Origin of the sequence: Amycolatopsis magusensis, from assembly GCF_017875555.1 — a bacterium.
Classification (GTDB): domain Bacteria; phylum Actinomycetota; class Actinomycetes; order Mycobacteriales; family Pseudonocardiaceae; genus Amycolatopsis; species Amycolatopsis magusensis.
In genome coordinates this window covers 6,380,030-6,401,163 of the sequence record NZ_JAGGMS010000001.1, presented here as the reverse complement: position 1 = coordinate 6,401,163, position 21,134 = coordinate 6,380,030, and the positions used below count along the sequence as shown (strand labels likewise).

At 74.8% G+C, this 21,134-nt stretch carries 4 protein-coding genes; 3 read left to right on the top strand and 1 reads right to left on the bottom strand.

Annotated elements, in window-relative coordinates:
- The first annotated feature begins 42 nt into the window (after positions 1 to 42).
- The 3 genes from JOM49_RS28340 to JOM49_RS28330 are packed head-to-tail and all read left to right on the top strand — an operon-like array spanning position 43 to position 19,850.
- Complete coding sequence (locus JOM49_RS28340) at positions 43 to 18,399, top strand: non-ribosomal peptide synthase/polyketide synthase (protein ID WP_209667252.1); 18,357 nt, start codon at positions 43 to 45, stop codon at positions 18,397 to 18,399.
- The gene (locus tag JOM49_RS28335) at positions 18,392 to 18,769 is read left to right on the top strand and encodes a nuclear transport factor 2 family protein (RefSeq protein WP_209667251.1); all 378 of its coding nucleotides are present in this window, start codon (positions 18,392 to 18,394) and stop codon (positions 18,767 to 18,769) included. Before JOM49_RS28340 ends, JOM49_RS28335 begins: the two co-directional genes overlap by 8 nt.
- Positions 18,770 to 18,800: 31 nt before the next feature.
- Positions 18,801 to 19,850, top strand: coding sequence for a branched-chain amino acid aminotransferase (locus tag JOM49_RS28330; protein WP_209667250.1), 1,050 nt, complete (start codon positions 18,801 to 18,803; stop codon positions 19,848 to 19,850).
- 66 nt (positions 19,851 to 19,916) lie between these two features.
- On the opposite strand, the gene JOM49_RS28325 is transcribed toward JOM49_RS28330, so the two are convergent.
- Positions 19,917 to 20,903 carry a TauD/TfdA family dioxygenase gene (locus JOM49_RS28325; RefSeq protein WP_209667249.1) on the bottom strand — a complete coding sequence of 329 codons (987 nt, stop codon included), beginning with the start codon at positions 20,901 to 20,903 and terminating at the stop codon, positions 19,917 to 19,919.
- Positions 20,904 to 21,134: the final 231 nt, after the last annotated feature.

Genomic DNA, 21,134 nt, shown 5'->3' with positions numbered 1-21,134 from the left:
CGGACTGTCCGCTTTTCCGCCGAACCATGGGGTGAAACCAACGTGACGCAGTCGCCCGAGCAGGTGCGCCCGGCCGGACCGGCCGGAACCCCGGTGCCCGCCGAGTGGACGGGAACCACCGGCCCGGTGCCCGGCGACCTCCTGCACGAGGTGGTCGCCGGGCACGCCGCCCGTACCCCGGGAGCGACCGCGGTGGTGGCCGGACAGACGCGGCTGTCCTACCGGACACTCGACGACCGCGCCACGCGGCTCGCCGGGGCGTTGCAGGCCCGGGGTGCCGGGCGCGGGGCCGTGGTCGGCATCTGCCTCGACCGCGGCGCCGAGCTGGTGGTCGCCGTCCTGGCGGTGCTGCGGACCGGCGCGGCCTACGCCCTGCTCGACCCGGCTTTCCCTGCCGCGCGGCGGCAGGCGGTGCTCGACGGCGCCGGGGCCGTGCTCGTGGTCGCGGACGTCCACACGGCCGGACGGGAGACCGTTTCCCCGGATGAGCCGGGCCTGTTCGTGCCGGTCCCCGGTGATCCGCGGGACGCGGCGTGCGTGATGTTCACGTCGGGTTCTTCGGGGGTGCCGAAGGGGATCGTGACGCCGCATCGGGCGGTGGTGGCGACGTTGACCGGTCAGTCCTATGTGGATTTCGGCGCTGCTGAGGTGTGGTTGCAGTGTTCGCCGGTGTCGTGGGACGCGTTCGCGTTGGAGTTGTTCGGTGCTTTGCTGCATGGCGGGGCGTGTGTGGTGCAGCCGGGTGGTCGGCCGGATCCGTTCGTGATCGCGGAGCTGGTGCGGACGCATCGGGTCACGACGTTGCACGTGTCGGCGAGTCTGCTCAACCACCTGGTCGACGAGTACCCGGAGGTGTTCGACGGGGTGCGGCAGGTGCTCACCGGCGGGGAGGCCGCGTCGGTTCCCCACCTGGAGCGGCTGCTCACCAGGCACCCGGACCTGCGCCTGGTCAACGGGTACTCACCCGCGGAGAGCACCATCTTCACCGCCTGCCACGTCGTCGAACCGGCCGAGGTGGCCGGGAGCGCCGCGGTCCCGGTCGGCCGCGCGGTGGTCCACAAGCGACTGCACGTGCTCGACGCCGACCTCGCCCCGGTGCCGGTCGGCGTCACCGGTGAGCTGTACATGGCCGGGGCCGGGCTCGCCGACGGGTACGCCGGCCAGCCCGCGGCGACCGCGGAACGGTTCGTGGCCAACCCGTTCGCGCCGGGGGAGCGGCTCTACCGCACCGGCGACCTGGTGCGGTGGCGGGCCGTCGGGGACGGGCACGGGGTGCTCGACTTCCTCGGCCGCGCCGACGACCAGGTCAAGATCCGCGGCTTCCGGGTCGAACCGGGCGAGGTGCAGGCCGCGCTGGCACGTCACCCTTCGGTCCGGCAGGCCGCCGTGGTGGTGCGCGAGGACCGCCCGGGGGACAAGCGGCTCGTCGCCTACGCCGTGCCCGAACCCGGTGCCGATACCGATCCCGCCGAACTGCGCGCTCACCTGAAGTCCTTGCTGCCCGACCACCTCGTGCCGTCGGCGGTGATCCCGCTCGAGGCGCTACCCCGCACCGCCAACGGCAAACTGGACCGGGCCGCGTTGCCCGCCCCCGCGACCGGGACGTCCGGCCGCCCGCCGCGCACCCCGCGTGAGGCCGAACTGTGCGCGTTGTTCGCCGCGGTGCTCGACCAGGCGGTCGGCGTGGACGACGACTTCTTCGCCCTGGGCGGGCACTCGCTGCTCGGCGCCCGCCTGCTCGGCCGGATCCGCGCCGAACTGGGGCGGCACCTGGATCTCCGCGCCCTGTTCGACGCGCCCACGGTCGCCGAGCTCGCGGAGTTGCTCGACAGCGCCGCCGTGGCCGGGCGCCCGGTGCCGGTGCGCCGGGAGCGGCCCGCCGAACTCCCGCTTTCCGCCGCCCAGCAGCGCATCTGGTTCCTCGACCGGTTCGAGGACGCCCCGGAGAAGTACCACCTGGGCCGGGTGCTGCGGGTTTCCGGTGCGTTCGGAGCCGCCGAGATGGCCGCCCTCACCGCCGCGGCCGCCGACCTCGCCGCCCGGCACGAGGTGCTGCGCACCACCTTCCCCGCGACCGACGGCCGGCCCCGCCAGCACATCGCCGAGCCGGGAGAACTGCCCCCGCCGGTGACGTGGCTCCCGGCCGGTGCCACGATCCGGTCCGAAGTGGAGCGTCCCTTCGACCTGGCCGAGGATCCGCCGCTGCGGATCGGGGTGCTGCCCGCGGCCACCGGGACGCTGCTGGTGCTCACGCTGCACCACATCGCCGGTGACGGCTGGTCGATGCCCGCGGTCCTGCGGGACCTGGCCGTGGCCCACCGCGCCCGGCTCGCCGGGCACGCGCCCGACTGGGACCCGCTGCCGCTCACCTACGCCGACTACACGCTGTGGCAACGAGACCTGCTCGCCGAACGGGCCGGGCCCGAACTCGCGCACTGGCGCACGCGGCTCGCCGGTGCCCCGGCCGAACTGGCCCTGCCTACTGACCGGCCCCGGCCCGCCACTCCGACGCACCGGGGTGGCACCGTGCCGTTCACCCTGGACGCCGCCGCGCACGCCCGCCTCGCGGCGCTCGCCAGGGAACACCGCGCGACCGTGTTCATGGTGCTGCACGCCGGGCTGGCCGCGCTGCTCACCCGGCTCGGCGCGGGCACCGACCTGCCGGTGGGCACCGTCGTCGCCGGACGGCCGGACCCGGGATTCGACGAGCTGGCCGGATTCTTCGTCAACACGCTGGTGCTGCGCACCGACACCGCGGGCGACCCCACCTTCGCCGACCTGCTCGACCGCGTCCGCGAGACCGACCTCGACGCGTTCGCCCACGCCGACGTGCCGTTCGACGCCGTGGTCGAGGCGCTCAACCCGGAGCGGTCCCCGGCGCGGCACCCGCTGGCCCAGGTCGTGCTGGTGCTGCAGAACACCGCCGGGGCCGAGGCCGCGCCGGGACTCGCCGAAACCGTCGAACCGGTGCGCCCGGACGCCACCAAGTTCGACCTGATGCTCGATGTCGCCGAACGGTTCGCCCCCGGCGGCGGCGCGGCCGGGGTGACCGGCGTGCTGGAGTACGCCGCGGACCTGTTCGACCCCGGCACCGCCGCCGCGCTGGTCCGGCGGCTGGTCCGGCTGCTCACCGCCGACCCGCAGCTGCCGATCGGCGCGGCCGACCTGCTGGACGCGGGCGAGCACGCGGCACTGGCCGCCGCGAACGCCACCGCCGTCGCGGTGCCGGACCGGCCGGTGCACACCCTGGTCTCCGCGCGGGCCGCCGCCACCCCGGACGCGACCGCGCTGATCGCCGGGGAGCACCGGGTCACCTACCGCGAACTGGACGCCCACGCCGACCGGCTCGCCCACCTCCTGCTCGCGTCCGGCGTGGGGGAGGGCACCGTGATCGGTGTCCACCTCGACCGCGGCCCCGAACTGGTCGCCGCGGTGCTCGCCGTGCTCAAGACCGGCGCCGCGTACACCCTGCTCGACCCGGCGTTCCCGGCCGCCCGCCTGACCTCGGTGGCCGCGCGGACCGCGCTGGTCCTCACCCGCGCCGGAGCGGCGGGCCCGTTCGCCGGGACGCCGGTGCTCGACCCGGGTACCGCGCCGGACGGGCCGGTGTCCGCTGTGGACACGCAGGTCGGCCCCGGGGCACTGGCGTGCGTGATGTTCACGTCGGGCTCGACCGGCGAGCCGAAGGGGGTGGCCACCCCGCACGCCGCGCTGGTGGCCACCTACTGCGGGCAGAGCTATGCGGACTTCGGGCCGGACGAGGTGTTCCTGCAGTGCTCGCCGGTGTCCTGGGACGCGTTCGCGCTCGAACTGTTCGGCGCCCTGCTGCACGGCGGCACCTGCGTGCTGCACCCCGGCCACCGCCCGGACCCGGCGCGGCTGGCCGGGCTGGTCGCCGAGCACGGCGTCACCATGCTCCAGACCTCCGCGAGCCTGTTCGACCACCTCGTCGACGAGCACCCGGCGGCGCTGCGCGGTCCGCGCCGCGTGTTCACCGGTGGTGAGCCCGCCTCGCCCGCGCACGTGGCGAAAGCGCTGCGGGAGTTCCCCGGGCTGACCGTGGTCAACGGCTACGGGCCCGCGGAAAGCCTCGGGTTCACCACCTGGCACCCGCTCACCGAACAGTCGCAAGTGGACGGTACGGCGGTGCCGATCGGGTTGCCGGTGGCGAACAAGCGGGCCCACGTGCTCGACGAGCGGCTGCGGCCGGTGCCGCCGGGGGTGGTGGGGGAGCTCTACCTCGCCGGTGCCGGACTGGCTCGCGGCTACCTGGGCAGGCCCGGCCTCACCGCCGAGCGGTTCGTCGCCGACCCGTACGGCCCGCCCGGCAGCCGCCTGTACCGCACCGGGGACCTGGCGCGCCGCCGGCCGGACGGCGTGCTCGACTTCGCCGGCCGCGCCGACGACCAGGTCAAGATCCGCGGCTTCCGGGTCGAACCGGCGGAGGTGGTCGCCGCCCTCACCGCGCACCCGGGGGTGGTGCAGGCCGCGGTCGTGCCGTTCGGCCCGCCGCCGCTGCGCCTCGCCGCCTACTACGTGGCTCGCGGTGAGACCGCGCCGTCCGCGCGGGAACTGCGGGCGCACGCGGTGGACCGGCTGCCCGAGCACCTCGTGCCCTCGGCGTTCGTCGCGCTGGCGGAGTTGCCCCGCACCGCCAACGGCAAGCTCGACGCCGCGGCGCTCCCGGAACCCGAGGTGGTCGCCACCGGCGGCCGCCCGCCCCGCACCCCGCGGGAGGAACTGCTGTGCGGGGTCTTCGCCGACGTGCTCGGCCTGCCGCCGGGCCACGCGGTGTCGGCCGACGACGACTTCTTCGCCCTCGGCGGGCATTCCCTGCTCGCCACCCGCCTGGTCAGCCGGGTGCGCACCGCGCTCGGGGCCGAACTGCCGCTCGCCACGCTGTTCCGGGCGCCCACGGTGGCCGCGCTCGCCGAGGAGGTCGGCGCGATCCTGGCAACCGGGGAAGGCACCCGGCTCGCCCTGCGACCCGATCCGGCCGCACCGCCCACGGTGTCGTCGGCGCAGGAGCGGCTGTGGTTCCTCCACGGCTCCGGCGACGCCGCGTACAACGCCCCCCAGCTGTTCCGCTTCTCCGGCCGCGTGGACATCGGTGCCCTGCGCGCCGCGGTCGACGACGTGGTGGCCCGGCACGAACCGCTGCGCACGCTGCTGCCCGTCGTCGACGGCCGCCCGGCCGCCGTGGTGCTCGACGGGGACGCGGCCCGACCACGGTGGACGGTGACCCGGTGCACGGCCGGGGAACTGCCCGACGCGGTGGCGGCCGCCGCCCGCGAACCGTTCGACCTCGCCATCGAGACGCCCCTGCGGGTGGCGGTGTTCGAGACACCGGGGGAAACGGCGGTGTTGCTGGTGCTGCACCACAGCGCCTCCGACGGCTGGTCGCTCGGCCCGCTGACCCGGGACCTCACCACCGCCTACGCCGCCCGCCGCGACGGCGGACCCGCGGCGCTGCCGCCGCCCCCGGTCCGCTACCGCGACTACGCCCGCTGGCACCGCGAGCTGCTCGGCTCCGGGCTGGCGGAAACCCAGCTGGCGTACTGGAAGGACGCGCTCGCCGGACTGCCCGCGGCGCCGGTGCTGCCCACCGACCACGTCCGGCCCGCCGAACCCGATGGCGAAGGCGCGACCGTGCCGATACGGGTGCCCGCGGCCACCCATGCGCGCTTGGCCGGGCTGGCGCGAGCCCACGGCGTCACGCCGTTCATGGTGGTGCAGGCGGCACTCGCCGGCCTGCTGACCCGGCTGGGCGCGGGGACCGATGTGCCGCTCGGCACGCCGGTCGCCGGGCGTGCCGACGACGCGCTGGACGAGCTGGTCGGCTTCTTCGTCAACACGCTGGTGCTGCGCACCGACACCTCGGGCGACCCCGCGTTCACCGAGCTGCTCGGCCGCGTCCGCGCCACGGACCTCGCCGCCCACGCCCACGCGGACGTGCCGTTCGAGCAGGTCGTCGAAGCGGTCAACCCGGCGCGATCCACGGCCTGGCACCCGCTGTTCCAGGTGCTGCTGGTGCTGCAGAACGCGCCGGGCAGCGGCGCGGTGCTCGAACTCGGCGGCGAGGCGGCCCGGCCCGAGCCGGTGCGCACCGGCACCGCGAAGTTCGACCTCGTGCTCGACCTCGCCGAGGAGCACGCCGACGGCGGCGCCCCGGCCGGGCTGACCGGCACCGTGGAGTACGCCACGGCCTTGTTCGACCGGGCCACCGCGGCGGCGTTCGCGGACCGGTTCACCCGCCTGCTCACCGCGGCCGTCGCGGCACCGGACCGGCCGCTGTCCGCCCACGACCTGCTCGACGACGCCGAACGGTCCCGGCTGCTGCGAGAACTCGGCGGACTCGGTCGACCGGCACACCGGCCCGACGGCACTCTCGCCACCCGCCTCGCGGAGGTAGCCGCCGCCCAGCCGGACGCCGTCGCCCTCGTCGCTGGGGAGCAGCGGGTCACCTACGCGGCGTTGGCCGCCAGGGCGCGGCGGCTCGGCCGGCGGCTCGCCGCACTCGGCGCCGGGCCGGGCACGGTCGTCGGGGTACATGTAGAGCGCGGCGCCGACCTGGTGGCCGGGCTGTGCGGCGTGCTCGAAGCAGGCGCCGCCTACACGTTGCTCGACCCCGGTTTCCCGGAGGCGCGCCGGGTGGAGGTGCTCACCACCACCGGTGCCCGGCTCGTCGTCGGTGACCCGCTGCCCGGGTTCACCGCGGTTCCCGTGGACGGCGACGGCCCGGAGGCCGATCCGCTCCCGGCGCAACCGGACGACGCCGCGTGCGTGATGTTCACGTCGGGTTCTTCGGGGGTGCCGAAGGGGATCGTGACGCCGCATCGGGCGGTGGTGGCGACGTTGACCGGTCAGTCCTATGTGGAGTTCGGTGCGGCCGAGGTGTGGTTGCAGTGTTCGCCGGTGTCGTGGGACGCGTTCGCGTTGGAGTTGTTCGGTGCGTTGCTGCATGGCGGGGCGTGTGTGGTGCAGCCGGGTGGTCGGCCGGATCCGTTCGTGATCGCGGAACTGGTGAAAGCCCACCGGGTCACGACGTTGCACGTGTCCGCGAGCCTGCTCAATCACCTGCTCGACGAGCACCCGGAGGTGTTCGACGGGGTGCGGCAGGTGCTCACCGGCGGAGAGGCGGCGTCCCTGCCCCACGTCACCCGGTTGCTCTCGCGGCGCCCGAATCTCCGGCTGGTCAACGGGTATTCACCCGCGGAGAACACGATTTTCGCGCTCTGCCACCGCATCGGGCACGCCGACCTCGCGGCGGCCCGGGTGCCGGTGGGCCGTCCGCTCGCGGGCAAGGACGTGTTCGTGCTGGACGATCGGCTCGGCCTCGCGCCACACGGGGTCATCGGTGAGCTGTACATGGCCGGGACCGGCCTCGCCCACGGCTACCTCGGCCGCCCGGCGGCCACCGCCGAACGGTTCGTCGCGCACCCGTTCGGCACGCCGGGGGAGCGGCTCTACCGCACCGGCGACCTGGCGCGCTGGCGCCCGGCCGCCGATGGCGGCCCGCCGGTACTGGAACTGCTCGGCCGGGCCGATGACCAGGTCAAGATCCGCGGCTTCCGCGTCGAACCCGAAGAGGCCCGCGCCGCCGTCGCCACCCACCCGGCGGTCCGGCAGGCCGCCGTGGTCGTCCGCGAAGACACGCCGGGCGACCGGCGCCTCGTCGCCTACGTCGTGGCCGCTCGCGGTACCGCCCCGGCGCCGGGCGAACTCCGTGACCACATCGCGGACCGCCTGCCCGAGCACCTCGTGCCCGCCGCGGTCGTCGTGCTGGAAGCGTTGCCGCGCACCGCGAACGGCAAGCTCGACCGCGCCGCCCTGCCCGTCCCGGCGGCCACCGCGGCCGGTGGGCGCGCCCCGGGCGGTCCGCGCGAAGAACTCGTCTGCGGTTTGTTCGCCGAGGTGCTCGGCCTAGCCCCGGACGCGGTGGTCGGCCCGGACGACGACTTCTTCGCCCTGGGCGGCCATTCGCTGCTCGCGGCACGCCTGGCCGGACGCCTGCGGACCGTCTTCGCCGCGGAATTCGACGTGCGCACCGTGTTCCGCGCGCCGACCCCCGCGGGACTGGCGCGGCACCTGGCCCGCGCGGGCACCGGCTCCCGGCCGCCGCTGCGGGCCCGCCCAGACCGGACAGTGGTGCCGGTTTCCGCGGCCCAGCACCGGATGTGGTTCCTGCGTGAGGCCGACGGCGGCAGCGCGTACAACGTGCCGCTGGCCTACCGCGGGCGCGGCCCGCTCGACCGGGGCGCGCTCGTGCACGCACTGGCCGACGTGCTGGCCCGCCACGAAGCCCTCCGCACGGTGTTCGCCGACGACGGCGGCGCACCGCGGGCCCGGGTGCTCGACGCGGTCCGCCCGGTGGTCGAAGTGGTCACCTGCACCCCCGAGGAATACCCGGCGGTCCGCGACCGGGCACTGGGCCAGGTGTTCGACCTCGCCGCCGAACTCCCGGTGCGCACCACCGTGTTCGACCTGGGCCCGGACGAGTGGGTGCTGCTGCTCGTGCTGCACCACATCGCCTGCGACGGCGCGTCCGTCGGCCCGCTCGGCCGGGACCTCGCCACCGCCTACGCCGCCCGGGTGACCGGCCACGCCCCGGACTGGTCGCCGCTGCCGGTGCAGTACGCGGACTACGCGGCCTGGCAGGCCGAAGTCCTCGCCGGAACCGAAAGCGAACAGCTGGCGCACTGGACTTCGGCGCTCGCCGGGCTCCCCGAAGCGCCGGTGCTGCCGACCGACCGGACCGACGGCCCGCGTGGGGCGGGCGTGGTGCCCGTGCCGTTCGCGCCCGGCACCCGCACCCAGCTCGCCGCGCTGGCGCGGGCCGCCCGCGTCACCCCGTTCATGGTGCTGCAGGCCGCCTTGGCCGCGGTGCTCACCCGCTTCGGTGCCGGTCCCGACGTCCCGATCGGCACCCCGGTGGCGGGCCGCGACGACCCCGCGCTCGACGAGCTGGTCGGGTTCTTCGTCAACACGCTGGTGTTGCGCACCGACACCGGCGGCGATCCGGCGTTCACCGAGCTGCTCTCCCGCGTCCGCGAAACCGCGCTGGCCGCCTACGCCCACGCCGATGTCCCGTTCGAGCGGGTGGTCGAGGCGGTCAACCCGCCTCGGACCCCCGGCAGGCACCCGCTGTTCCAGGTGATGCTGGTGCTCGACGGCGACCAGGGCGCGGTGCCTCAGCTGGCCGGGACCGAGGTCACCGCCGAGCCGCTGGAGGTGGCGGTCGGCAAGTTCGACCTCACGCTCACCTGCGCCGAGGCCGGGGCCGAGCTCACCGGCGCGCTCGACTACGCGACCGCCCTGTTCGAACGGTCCACAGTGGAGCGCGTCGCCGGGTCGCTGGCCCGGTTCCTGGCCGCCGTGCTGGCCGAGCCCGCCACGCGGATCGGCGAGGTCGACCTGCTCACCCCCGGCGACCGGCGGCGCTTCATCGCCTGGAACGACACCGCCGTGCCGGTACCGCTCGAGGTGAGCCTGCCCGAACTAGTCGCCCGGCGGACGGCGGCCACGCCGGACGCGATCGCCCTCGTGGCGGGCACGCGGCGGGTCACCTACGGCGACTTGACCGCAGCGGCTGATCGAGTGGCCGGACGGCTGCACGCACTGGGCGTGCGGCCGGGGGTGGTGGTCGGCGTGCACCTCGACCGCGGCACGGAACTGGTCGCGGTGCTGCTCGGTGTCCTGCGGGCCGGAGGCGCGTACACCCTGCTCGACCCGGCTTTCCCGGCCGCCCGGCTGCGGGCCGCGCTGGCCGAAGGCGGCGCGCCCCTGGTGGTGACCGACGGCGCACCCGGGTTCCCCGGCGGCGTGCGGGTGCTCGACCCGGCCGTCCTGCTCGCTCCCGGCGCGCCCGAGCCCGGCCCGTACCCGGACGCCGAGGCCCCGGCGTGCGTGCTGTTCACCTCCGGCTCCACCGGAACACCCAAGGGCGTCCTCGCCCCGCACCGGGCGCTGGTGGCGACCTACCTCGGCCAGTCCTACGCGGACTTCGGGCCGGGCGAGGTCTTCCTCCAGAACTCCGCGGTGTCCTGGGACGCCTTCGCGCTCGAACTGTTCGGCGCCCTGCTCACCGGCGGCACCTGCGTGCTCCCGCCGGGCGGGCGCACCGAGCCCGACGTGCTCGCGGACCTGGCCGCCGCGCACGGCGTCACGATGCTCCAGCTCTCGGCCAGCCTGTTCAACCTCGTGCTCGACGAGTACCCGGGCGTGTTCGCCGGGTTGCGCCGGGCGATCACCGCAGGGGAGTCGGCATCCGTGACCCACGTCAGCAGAGCCGTCCAGGAACACCCGCAGCTGGCCGTGGTCAACGGCTACGGCCCGGCCGAAAGCCTGGGCCTGACCACCGCGTACACCGCGGGCACGGAGTCGGCGAACGCCGCCACCGTGCCGATCGGCGGACCGGTGGCCAACAAGCGGGTGCACGTGCTCGACGATGCCCTCCGGCTGGTGCCGCCCGGGGTGGTGGGCGAGCTGTACGTCGCGGGCGCCGGGCTGGCCAAGGGGTATGTGAACCGGCCGGCGCTCAGCGCGGAGCGGTTCGTCGCCAACCCCTACGGCGCGCCCGGCGAGCGCATGTACCGCACCGGTGACCTCGCCCGCTGGCGGGTGCGGCCCGACGGCTCCGGAGTCCTGGAGTTCGCCGGTCGCGCCGACGACCAGGTCAAGATCCGCGGCTTCCGCGTGGAACCCGGCGAGGTCGAGGCCGTGCTCGCCCAGCACCCCGACGTCGCACAGGTCGCGGTCGTGGTGCGCGAAGACAGGCCAGGGGACAAGCGACTGGTCGCCTACGTGGTCCAGCGGCAGGGAACCGACCCGGCCAGCTCGCTGCGGCGCTACGTCGAGGACCGGCTGCCCGCCCACCTCGTGCCGGCCGCGACCGTGCTGCTCGACGCGCTTCCACTGACCCCCAACGGCAAGCTCGACCGGCGGGCGCTGCCTGCTCCGGAGATCGCCGCGGATCCGGCGGGCCGTGCCCCGCGCACCCCGCGCGAGGAAATCCTTTGTGGACTGTTCGCCGAGGTGCTGGAACTGCCGCCGCACGCGCGCCCCGGTATCGATGACGACTTCTTCGCCCTCGGCGGGCACTCGCTGCTGGCCACCCGCCTGATCAGCCGCGTGCGCACCGCCCTCGGGGTCGAGCTGCCGATCCGGGTGCTGTTCCGGCGGCCCACGGTGGCCGGGCTGGCCGAGGAGCTCACCGACGTGGTCGCCGCCGACCGCCGTCCCGCGCTGGAACCGGCGGAGCGGCCCGCCGAGCTGCCGCTGTCGTTCGCCCAGCAGCGCCTGTGGTTCCTCGACCGGCTCGACGGGCCGAGCCCCACCTACAACGCGCCGTACGCCCTGCGGCTGCGAGGCGAGCTGGACGCAGCCGCGCTCGCCGCCGCACTGTCCGATGTGGTCGGAAGGCACGAGGTACTGCGCACGGTTTTCCCCGTGACCGACGGGCGGCCGGGCCAGCGGGTGCTGCCCGCGCCCGCCGAGCCGTTCCCGCTGTCCACAGTGGACCTGAGTGACGCGGACGATCCAGCCGAAGCGCTGGCCACCGCGCTCGCACTGGCCGCCGCCGAACCACACGACCTCTCGCGGCTGGACCGTGGTCCGCTGCGGGTCACCCGGTTCGTCCTCGGCGCCACCGAGCACGTCCTGCTGCTCTCACTGCACCACGTGGTCAGCGATGGCTGGTCACTCGGGCCGTTGCTGACCGACCTGGCCACCGCTTACCAGGCCCGCCTCGCGGGCTCGGTTGCCGAATGGGTACCGCTGCCGGTCCAGTACGCCGACTACACGCTCTGGCAGCGCGCCCTGCTCGTCGAGGACGACCCGGACGGCCTGGCTGCCCGCCAGGTCGCCCACTGGACGCGGGTGCTGGCCGAACTGCCCGAGGAGCTGGCGCTGCCCGCCGACCGGCCGCGCCCGGCGGTGCCCAGCCACCTCGGCGACGTCGTCGGAATCCCGGTGGATCCCGCGCTGCACGCCCGGCTGACCGCATTGGCCCGCCGCGAGCGGGTGACCCTGTTCATGGTGCTGCAGGCCGCGGTCGCCGCGCTGCTCACCCGGCTCGGTGCCGGTACCGACATCCCGCTGGGCACCCCGGTCGCCGGGCGCACCGACGACGCGCTGACCGGTCTCGTCGGGTTCTTCGTCAACACGCTGGTACTGCGCACCGACACCGCGGGCGATCCGACGTTCGCCGAACTGCTGGGCCGCGTCCGTGAGACCGACCTCGCCGCCTACGCCTACGCGGACGTCCCGTTCGAACGCCTCGTGGAGGTGCTGAACCCCGAACGCTCACCGGCGCGGCACCCGCTGTTCCAGGTCAACGTGGTGCTGCAGAACAACGCGCGTACCGAGGCCGGGTTCGCCGGTCTGGACGCCGAACCGGTGCCGGTCGGCGCGGGCGTGGCCAAGTTCGACCTCGGGTTCGCCTTCGAGGAACGGCTCGGCGGGGACGGCACGCCTGACGGGCTGGCCGGCTCGCTGGAGTACGCCCGCGACCTGTTCGACCGCGCCACTGCCCAGAGCTTCGCAGACCGCCTGGTGCGACTGCTGACGGCCGTCGCCGCCGAACCGGACGCTCCACTCGGGACGGTCGAGGTCCTCGATCCGGCCGAGCGGCGGCGGGTGCTGGGCGACTGGGCAGGCGACGCTTCGCCGCACCCGATCCAGGCCACCTTGCACGAACTGGTCGAGGCGCACGCCGCTCGCACCCCGGCCGCCACCGCGCTGGTATTCGGTGAAGAGCGGGTCTCCTATGGCGAACTCGACGCCCGCGCGAACCGGATCGCCCATGGGGTGGCCGCCGTCGGAGTCGGTCGCGGCGACCTGGTCGGCGTGCACCTCGACCGCGGCCCGGAGCTGATCGCGACGCTGCTGGGCGTGCTCAAGGCCGGGGCGGGCTACACGGTGCTGGACACCGACTTCCCGGCCGAACGGCTCGCCGCGGTACTGGCCGAGGCGGATGCCGCGCTGCTGGTCACCGAAAGCGACACCCTCGATGGCCCGGTGCCCCGGGTGCGCCCGGACGAACTGCTCACCGCGCCACCGGGCCCGATGCCGAGCGGGCGGGCCCGGCCGGGGGACCTCGCGTGCGTGATGTTCACCTCCGGCTCCACCGGCCGTCCCAAGGGGATCGCCGCCCCGCACCGCGCCGTGGTCGGCACCTTGTGCGGGCAGGACTATGTCCACTTCGGACCGGACGAGACGGTGCTGCAGTGCTCGCCGGTGTCCTGGGACGCGTTCGCGCTGGAGCTGTTCGGCCCGCTCCTGCACGGCGGGGTGTGCGTGCTGCAGCCGGGGCAGAAGCCGGAGCCGTCGGCCATCGCGCGGCTGGTGGCCGAGCACCGGATCACCACGCTGCACGTCTCGGCGAGCCTGCTGAACTTCCTGCTCGACGAGTACCCGGAGACCTTCACCCCGGTGCGGCAGCTGATGACCGGCGGCGAGGCGGCCTCCGTGCCGCACCTGACCGCGCTGCTACGGGCCCACCCCGGCATGCGCGTGGTCAACGGCTACTCGCCCGCCGAGAGCATGATCTTCACCGCCGCGCACGTGGTGACCGCCGGAGACACCCGGCGCCCCTCGATCCCGGTCGGCCGGGCGCTGCGGCACAAGCGGCTGCACGTGCTCGACGAGCACCTGCGCCCGGTACCGCCCGGCGTCGCCGGTGAGCTGTACATGTCCGGTGTCGGGCTCGCCGACGGCTACGTGCGCCGCCCCGGCGCCACCGCCGAACGGTTCGTCGCGCACCCGCACGGCGAACCGGGGGAGCGGGTGTACCGCACCGGCGACCGCGTGCGGTGGCTGGCCGAGGAGGACGGCACGGCCGTCCTGGAGTTCCTCGGCCGCACCGATGACCAGGTCAAGATCCGCGGCTTCCGGGTCGAACCCCGCGAGGTCGAAGCCGCTGTGGCCAGCTACCCGACGGCCGGGCGCGTCGCGGTCACCGTGCGCGAGGCCGCGCCGGGCGACAAGCGCCTGGTGGCCTACGTCGTCCCGGCGGCAGGCGCCCCGCTGAGCGTGGCCGACCTGCGGCGCCACGTCGCGGACCTGCTCCCCGAGCATCTCGTGCCCTCGGCGTTCGTGCCGGTGGACGCGTTCCCGCTCACCCCGACCGGCAAGCTGGACCGCCGGGCGCTGCCCGACCCCGACTTCGCCGCCGCGGCGGTGGGGCGCCCGCCCCGCACCCCGCGTGAAGAGATCCTTTGTGGACTGTTCGCCGAGGTCCTCGACGTGCCCGGGGTGGGCATCGACGACGGGTTCTTCGCGCTGGGCGGGCATTCCCTGCTCGCCGCCCGCCTGATCAGCCGCGTCCGCACCGTGCTGGGCAAGGAGCTGGCGGTGCGCACCCTGTTCCAGGAGCCCACCGTGGCCGGGCTCGCGGCGCGGCTGGACGGCGACGGCACCACCCGGCCGCCGCTGCGGCCGGTGCCGCCGGGAGAGCGGCCCGACCCGCTGCCGCTGTCGTTCGCCCAGCAGCGGTTGTGGTTCACCGGGCAGCTCGAAGGCACCGGCTCGACCTACAACGCGCCCTTCGCGCTGCGGCTGACCGGCGACCTGGACCGCGCGGCGCTCGCCGCCGCGCTGGCCGACCTGGTGGCCCGGCACGAAAGCCTGCGCACGGTGTTCCCCGCCGAAGCCGGTACCCCGCGCCAGCGGGTGCTGCCCGCCGAAGCGGTGCGCGTCCCGCTGGCCGAACGGTCCTGCCGCGAGGCGGACCTGGCCGGGGCGCTGGCGGAGACCGCCCGCCTGCCGTTCGACCTCGCCCACGACCTGCCGCTGCGGGCGACGCTGTTCGACCTCGGCGATCGGCAGGCGGTGCTGCTGCTGACCCTGCACCACATCGCCGGTGACGGCTGGTCGATGGGCCCGCTGCTGCGGGACCTTTCGGCCGCCTACACCGACCGCGCCGCCGGGCGGGTGCCGGAACGCCCGCCGCTGCCGGTGCAGTACGCCGACTACACGCTCTGGCAGCGTGCCCTGCTCGGCAGCGAGGACGACCCGGACAGCCTGCTGACCCGTCAGCTGCAGTACTGGGCCGGGGCGCTGGCCGAGTTGCCCGAGGAGCTGGCGCTGCCCGCCGACCGGCCGCGCCCGCTCGTGCCCGGCCACCTCGGCGGCGTCGTCGACCTGCGGCTGGACGCGCGGGTGCACGCCAGGCTGACCGCTCTCGCCCGTGCCCACGGCGTCACGTTGTTCATGGTGCTGCAGGCCGGATTGGCCGCCCTGCTGACCCGGCTGGGCGCGGGTACCGACGTGCCGCTCGGCACGCCCCTCGCCGGCCGTGCCGACGACGCGCTCGACGAGCTGGTCGGCTTCTTCGTCAACACCGTGGTGCTGCGCACCGACACCTCGGGCGATCCGACGTTCACCGAGTTGCTGGGCCGCGTCCGGGAAACCGACCTGACCGCGTTCGACCACGCCGACGTCCCCTTCGAACGGCTCGTCGACCTGCTCCGGCCTGCCCGGTCGGCGGCCCGCCACCCGTTGTTCCAGGTCAGTTTCGTGCTGCAGAACAACACCCGCGGCGAGCTGGAGCTGCCCGGCCTCGACGTGGCGGCCGAACCGGTGGGCACCGGCTCGGCGAAGTTCGACCTGACCTTCGCGCTGGCCGAGAACCACGCCGAGGACGGCACTCCGGCCGGGGTCGACGGCGCCGTCGAGTACTCCCGCGACCTGTTCGACCACGACACGGTCGAGCGGCTGGCCACCCGGTTGGTGCGGCTGCTCGGCGCGGTCGCCGCCGACCCGGGCCTGCGGCTCGGCGAGGTCGAACTCCTTGACGAAGCCGAACGACGGCAGCTGCTGGTCGAGTGGAACGGGACAGCGTCGCCGGAGCCGCCGGCACACACCTTGCACGAGCTCGTCAGCCGGCAGGCGGCCCGCACGCCGGACGCGACCGCCGTCGCTTTCGGTGAGACCGCGGTGAGCTACGCGGAGCTCGAAACCCGGGCCAACCGCCTCGCCCACCACCTGCTCGGACTCGGGTTCGGCCGCGGCGCGCTGGCCGGGGTCCACCTGGAACGCGGTCCGGACCTGGTGGTCGCGCTGCTGGCCGTGCTCAAGACCGGGGCCGGCTACACCCTGCTGGACCCGGACTTCCCGGCCGCCCGGCTCCGGGACGCGCTGGCCGACACCGGCGCCCCGGTACTGATCACGCGGGCCGCACTGGCCGGGGTGCTCGGCGGTGAGCACACCGTGGTCCGGGTCGACACCGACTCCGCGGTGATCGCCGCCTGCCCCGGCGACGATCCGGCGGTGCCCGGCGATCCGGGTGACATCGCGTGCGTGATGTTCACCTCCGGCTCCACGGGACGGCCCAAGGGCGTGGCCGCCCCGCACCGCGCGCTCACCGCCACCTTCCTCGGGCAGTCCTATGTGGACTTCGGTTCGGCCGAGGTGTTCCTCCAGTGCGCCCCGGTGTCCTGGGACGCCTTCGCACTGGAGCTGTTCGGCGCCTTGCTGCACGGCGGGGTGTGCGTGCTGCAGCCGGGGCAGCGGCCGGAGCCGCGGGCCATCGCCGGGCTGGTCGCCGAGCACGGCGTGACCATGCTGCAGATGTCGGCGAGCCTGTTCAACTTCATGACCGACGAGCTGCCGGGCGCCTTCGACGGGCTGCGCTGGGCGATCACCGCCGGTGAGACCGCGTCGCCCGCCCACGTGGCCCGTGCGCTGGCCGAGCACCCCGCGCTGCGTGTGGTCAACGGCTACGGCCCCGCCGAGAGCCTTGGCCTGACGACCGCCTACGAGGTGCCCCGCGACGGGTCCGTCCCGACAGCCACACCGATCGGCGGCCCGCTGGCGGGCAAGCGGTGCTACGTGCTCGACCCCGAACTGCGGCCGGTGCCGCCCGGGGTCACCGGGGAGCTGTACGTCGCCGGTGCCGGTCTCGCCCACGGCTACGTGCACCGGCCCGCGGCGACCGCGTCGCGGTTCGTCGCCGATCCCTTCGGCGAACCGGGCGGCCGCCTGTACCGGACCGGCGACCTCGCCCGCTGGCGCGCGCTGCCGGACGGCTCCGGGGTGCTGGAGTTCGCGGGCCGCGCCGACGACCAGGTCAAGATCCGCGGGTTCCGGGTCGAACGCGCCGAGGTGGAACGGGCGCTGCTCGACCACCCGGCGGTCGAGCGGGCCGCGGTGGACGTGCGCGAGGACCGGCCGGGCGATCGCCGGCTCGTCGGCTACGTCGTGCTGCCCGGCGGGCCGGTGCCCGAAACCGAGCTGCGCGACCACGTGGCCGGTCTGCTGCCCGGCCACATGGTGCCCGCCGCGGTCGTGCTGCTCGACGCGCTGCCGCTGACGCCCAACGGCAAGCTCGACCGCGCCGCGCTCCCCGCGCCCCGGCTGACCGCGGGGGACGGCCGGGCACCCCGCGACGAGCGGGAAGCCGTGCTGTGCCGCCTGTTCGCCGAAGTGCTGGGGCTGCCCGAGGTCACCGTCGACGACGACTTCTTCGCCCTCGGCGGCCATTCGCTGCTGGTGAGCCTGCTCGCCGGGCGCATCGCCGCCGAACTCGGCGCGGAGGTCGGCGTGCGGACGCTGTTCGAGGCGCCGACCGTGGCCCGGCTGGCGCCCCGGCTCGACGACCCGGCACCGGACCCCGGCGCGGCCGCGACGCCGGGCGCGCTCGCGCCGCTGCTGCCGCTGCGGGCCGAAGGTGCCCGCTCGCCGCTGTTCTGCGTGCACCCGGCGGCCGGGCTGGGCTGGCTCTACTCCGGGCTGCTGCGGCACCTGCCGGACCGTCCGGTGTACGCCCTGCAGGCCCGCGGGCTCGCCGAACCGGGGCATCGCGTCACCGACCTGGACGCCCTGGTCACCGAGTACCTGGCGCACCTGCGTTCGGTCCAGCCACACGGGCCGTACCACCTGCTGGGCTGGTCGTTCGGCGGTGCCGTGGCCCACGAGCTCACCGCCCGCCTGCGGGCCGACGGCGAAGAGGTGGCCCTGCTGGCCATCCTCGACGGCTACCCGTTCGCCGAGAACCCGGCCGCGCCCCGGCTGGCGCCCGGCGACCGGGAAGCGATCGCCGCGCTGCTCGACTCACTCGGGCACCCGGTGCCCGATGGCCCGCTCAGCGCCGGTGACCTCGCCCGCGCCCTGGACACCGGCCGCCTCGGCACGCCCGCGTCCGCGGTGCTCGGCGCGTTCGTCGACCACGTGAACCTGACCCGCTCGGCCACCTCGGCCACCCACGACACCGACGTCCTGCTGTTCACCGCGACCGGCTCCGACGCCGCCCGGCGCTGGCCGCGCCACACCACCGGGGAGCTCGTCGTGCACCCGGTCCCCGCCGCGCACGGCGACCTCGCCGGACCGGCCGCGCTCGCCCACATCGGCCCCGTCCTCGCCGCCCTGCTGGACCACCGAATCGGAGGAACCCTTGCCTGACACCGTTTCCCTCGGCACCGACCATGCCGCCACCGTCCGCCGGTACTTCGGGCTCATCGACGACGGCGACCTCGCCGGCTCGGTGGCGCTGTTCGCCCCGGACGCCGTCTACCGCAGGCCCGGCCACCCGCCGTTCGAAGGCCGCGAGCGGATCGCGCACTTCTACCTCGAACTGCGCACCATCCGCTCGGGCAGCCACAGTTTCGACGCCGTGCTCGTCGACGGGCACCGCACCGCCGTGCACGGCGGCTTCCGCGGCACCGGCTTCGACGGCGGCCCGATCGACCTGCGCTTCTCCGACTTCTTCGAGTTCGACACCGACGGCGCCATCACCCGCCGCGACACCTACTTCTTCGCCCCGCTCGCCTGAGCCGGGCCGAACGCCGAGAAAGGGACCACTCATGACCGCCGAAGCGCCCGCCCCCGTCCACGCCGAGCACGGTTCGCTGTTCACCGACCACCTGGTCACCGCGCGCTGGACCCAGGAGGAGGGCTGGGGTCCCGCGCGGCTCGGCCCGCTCGCCGACTTCGCGATGCACCCCGGCATGATCGGCCTGCACTACGGCCAGGTCGTGTTCGAAGGGCTCAAGGCCCACCGGCAGCCCGGCGGCTCGCTGGCCGTGTTCCGCCCGGACCGCAACGCCCTGCGCTTCCAGCGTTCCGCCGCGCGCCTGGCGATGCCGGAGGTGCCCGCCGAAATGTTCCTGGACGCGGTGCAGACGATCGCCGCGGCCGACGGCCACCTGGTCGGCGACGACCCGTCCCTGAGCCTCTACCTGCGGCCGCTGCTGTTCGCCAGCGAAGCGAACCTGATGCTGCGCCCGGCGCGCGAGTACACGTTCATGATGATGGCGTTCGTGGCGGGCGGTTTCTTCGGCGAGGTGGTCGAACCGGTGCGGGTGTGGGTCAGCCGCGACCAGGCACGCGCGTTCCCCGGCGGCACCGGCAACGTCAAGTGCGCCGCGAACTACGCCGGGGCTTTCCTCGCCCAGCGCCGAGCCGAGGAAGCGGGCTGCCAGCAGGTGGTGTGGCTCGACGCGCTCGGCAGTGGCCGGGTGGAGGAACTGGGCGGGATGAACCTGTTCTTCGTGCGCGGTGAAGGCCCCGGGGCCGAGGTCGTCACGCCCGAGCTGACAGGCACGCTGCTGCCGGGCGTCACCCGAGACAGCCTGCTCACCCTCGCCGCCCGGCTGGGCTACCGGACCGGCGTCACCACCATCACCGTCGACCAGTGGCGGGCCGAATGCGCCGCCGGTGTCATCACCGAAACGTTCGCCTGCGGCACCGCCGCCGTGGTCACCCCGGTCGGCCAGGTGCACGACAGCGGCTCGGAATGGACGATTGGCACCGGCGCACCGGGCCCGGTCACCGCCCACCTGCGCAGCGCCCTGCTGGACCTGCACCAGGGCCGCACTTCCGACCCGGACGGCTGGATGGTCCCGGTCCTCTGAGGCATTCCGCCCGATTCGTGAGTGCGTGAGGTCGTCGGTCCGGCCTCATGCACTCACGAAGGGGCTTCAGTTCAGGACGTTGCCGTTGCCGGGGCGGGCGGGGCGTGAGCGGCGCGCGTCCAGGGTCACGTAGGTGCGTTGCAGCCAGCGGTCCCGGCCGTCGTAGCGGGGGCGGAACGACGTCCGGCCGTGCACCGCGATGCGGTTGTCCACGATGGCCAGATCGCCGGGGGTCAGCACGAAGGTGCGGCGCACCGAGTCGAACGCCTGGCGCAGCTGGTCGAGCGCGTTCGCGGCGGTCACGTCCAGCGGGTCGGTGCTGGCGAAGTCCACCCGGATGTCGGGGTCGTCCGGGTCGCCGTCGAGCACCGGGCGCGGGAGCGGGGTTTCGGCGCCTTCGAACGAACCCGGCGCAGAGGTGATGTAGCGCGGCTGCCCGAGCACCTCGCGCGTCTTCTCCGGCAGCAACTCCACCGCGCACCGCACCGACGAGGTCAGCAGCCCGGCTACGTTGTCGTGGTCGTTGCGCAGGCACATCAGGATCACGTAGTCCGGGCTGTTGCGGTGGAACGCGTTTTCGGTATGCATCTTCAACCGCACCGAACCGGCGTTGCCCTGGAAGTCCTCCTTCCCCGGCACCGGCACCACGTTCTGCACCAGCGCGCCGCCCTTCTCCTGGCGGAAGGCGACCACTTCACCCAGCTGCATACTGGTCAGCACCAGCGCCGCCGCGGGGACCGCGGGCTCGTGCTGCACCGAACCGGGCACGGTCGGCGTGGGCGGCAGGTCCTGTTCGTCGACGGGCAGCCCGCGGATCTGGAGCACGCCTTCGCGCCCGGGATCGCGGCGGAAGCGGCGCACGGCCGCACCGAGCGCGGCGGGCAGCCGGCTCGCGCTCTCCCTCGCCCGGTCGACCCACGCCGGGTCGTCGATCCGGCCCGCCGGGTCGGCGAGCTCGACGGCCAGCCCCCGCACGGCCCGCCGGTCGGCTTCGGTCAGCTCGTGCGACATCGGGACACCGGCCTCGGGTTCACGACTGTCGAGCAGCGTCATCTGGAAATCCCTTCCCTTCTGTGACAGCACCTGCGGCGAGCATCGCGGCGCGGCCGGGGGCCCACATCACCCATGTGGTCACCCCGGGGCGGGCGGGTGAACCGATAGCAACATGGGTGATGTGGCCGGAACCGGGCGCCGACAAGGTTGGTCGTGCCGGGTGACCCCCGGTTCCCGGCACCACTTCGGCAATCCCCACCCGTGAGCGAAGAGGGGGTGAAGCCCGATGAA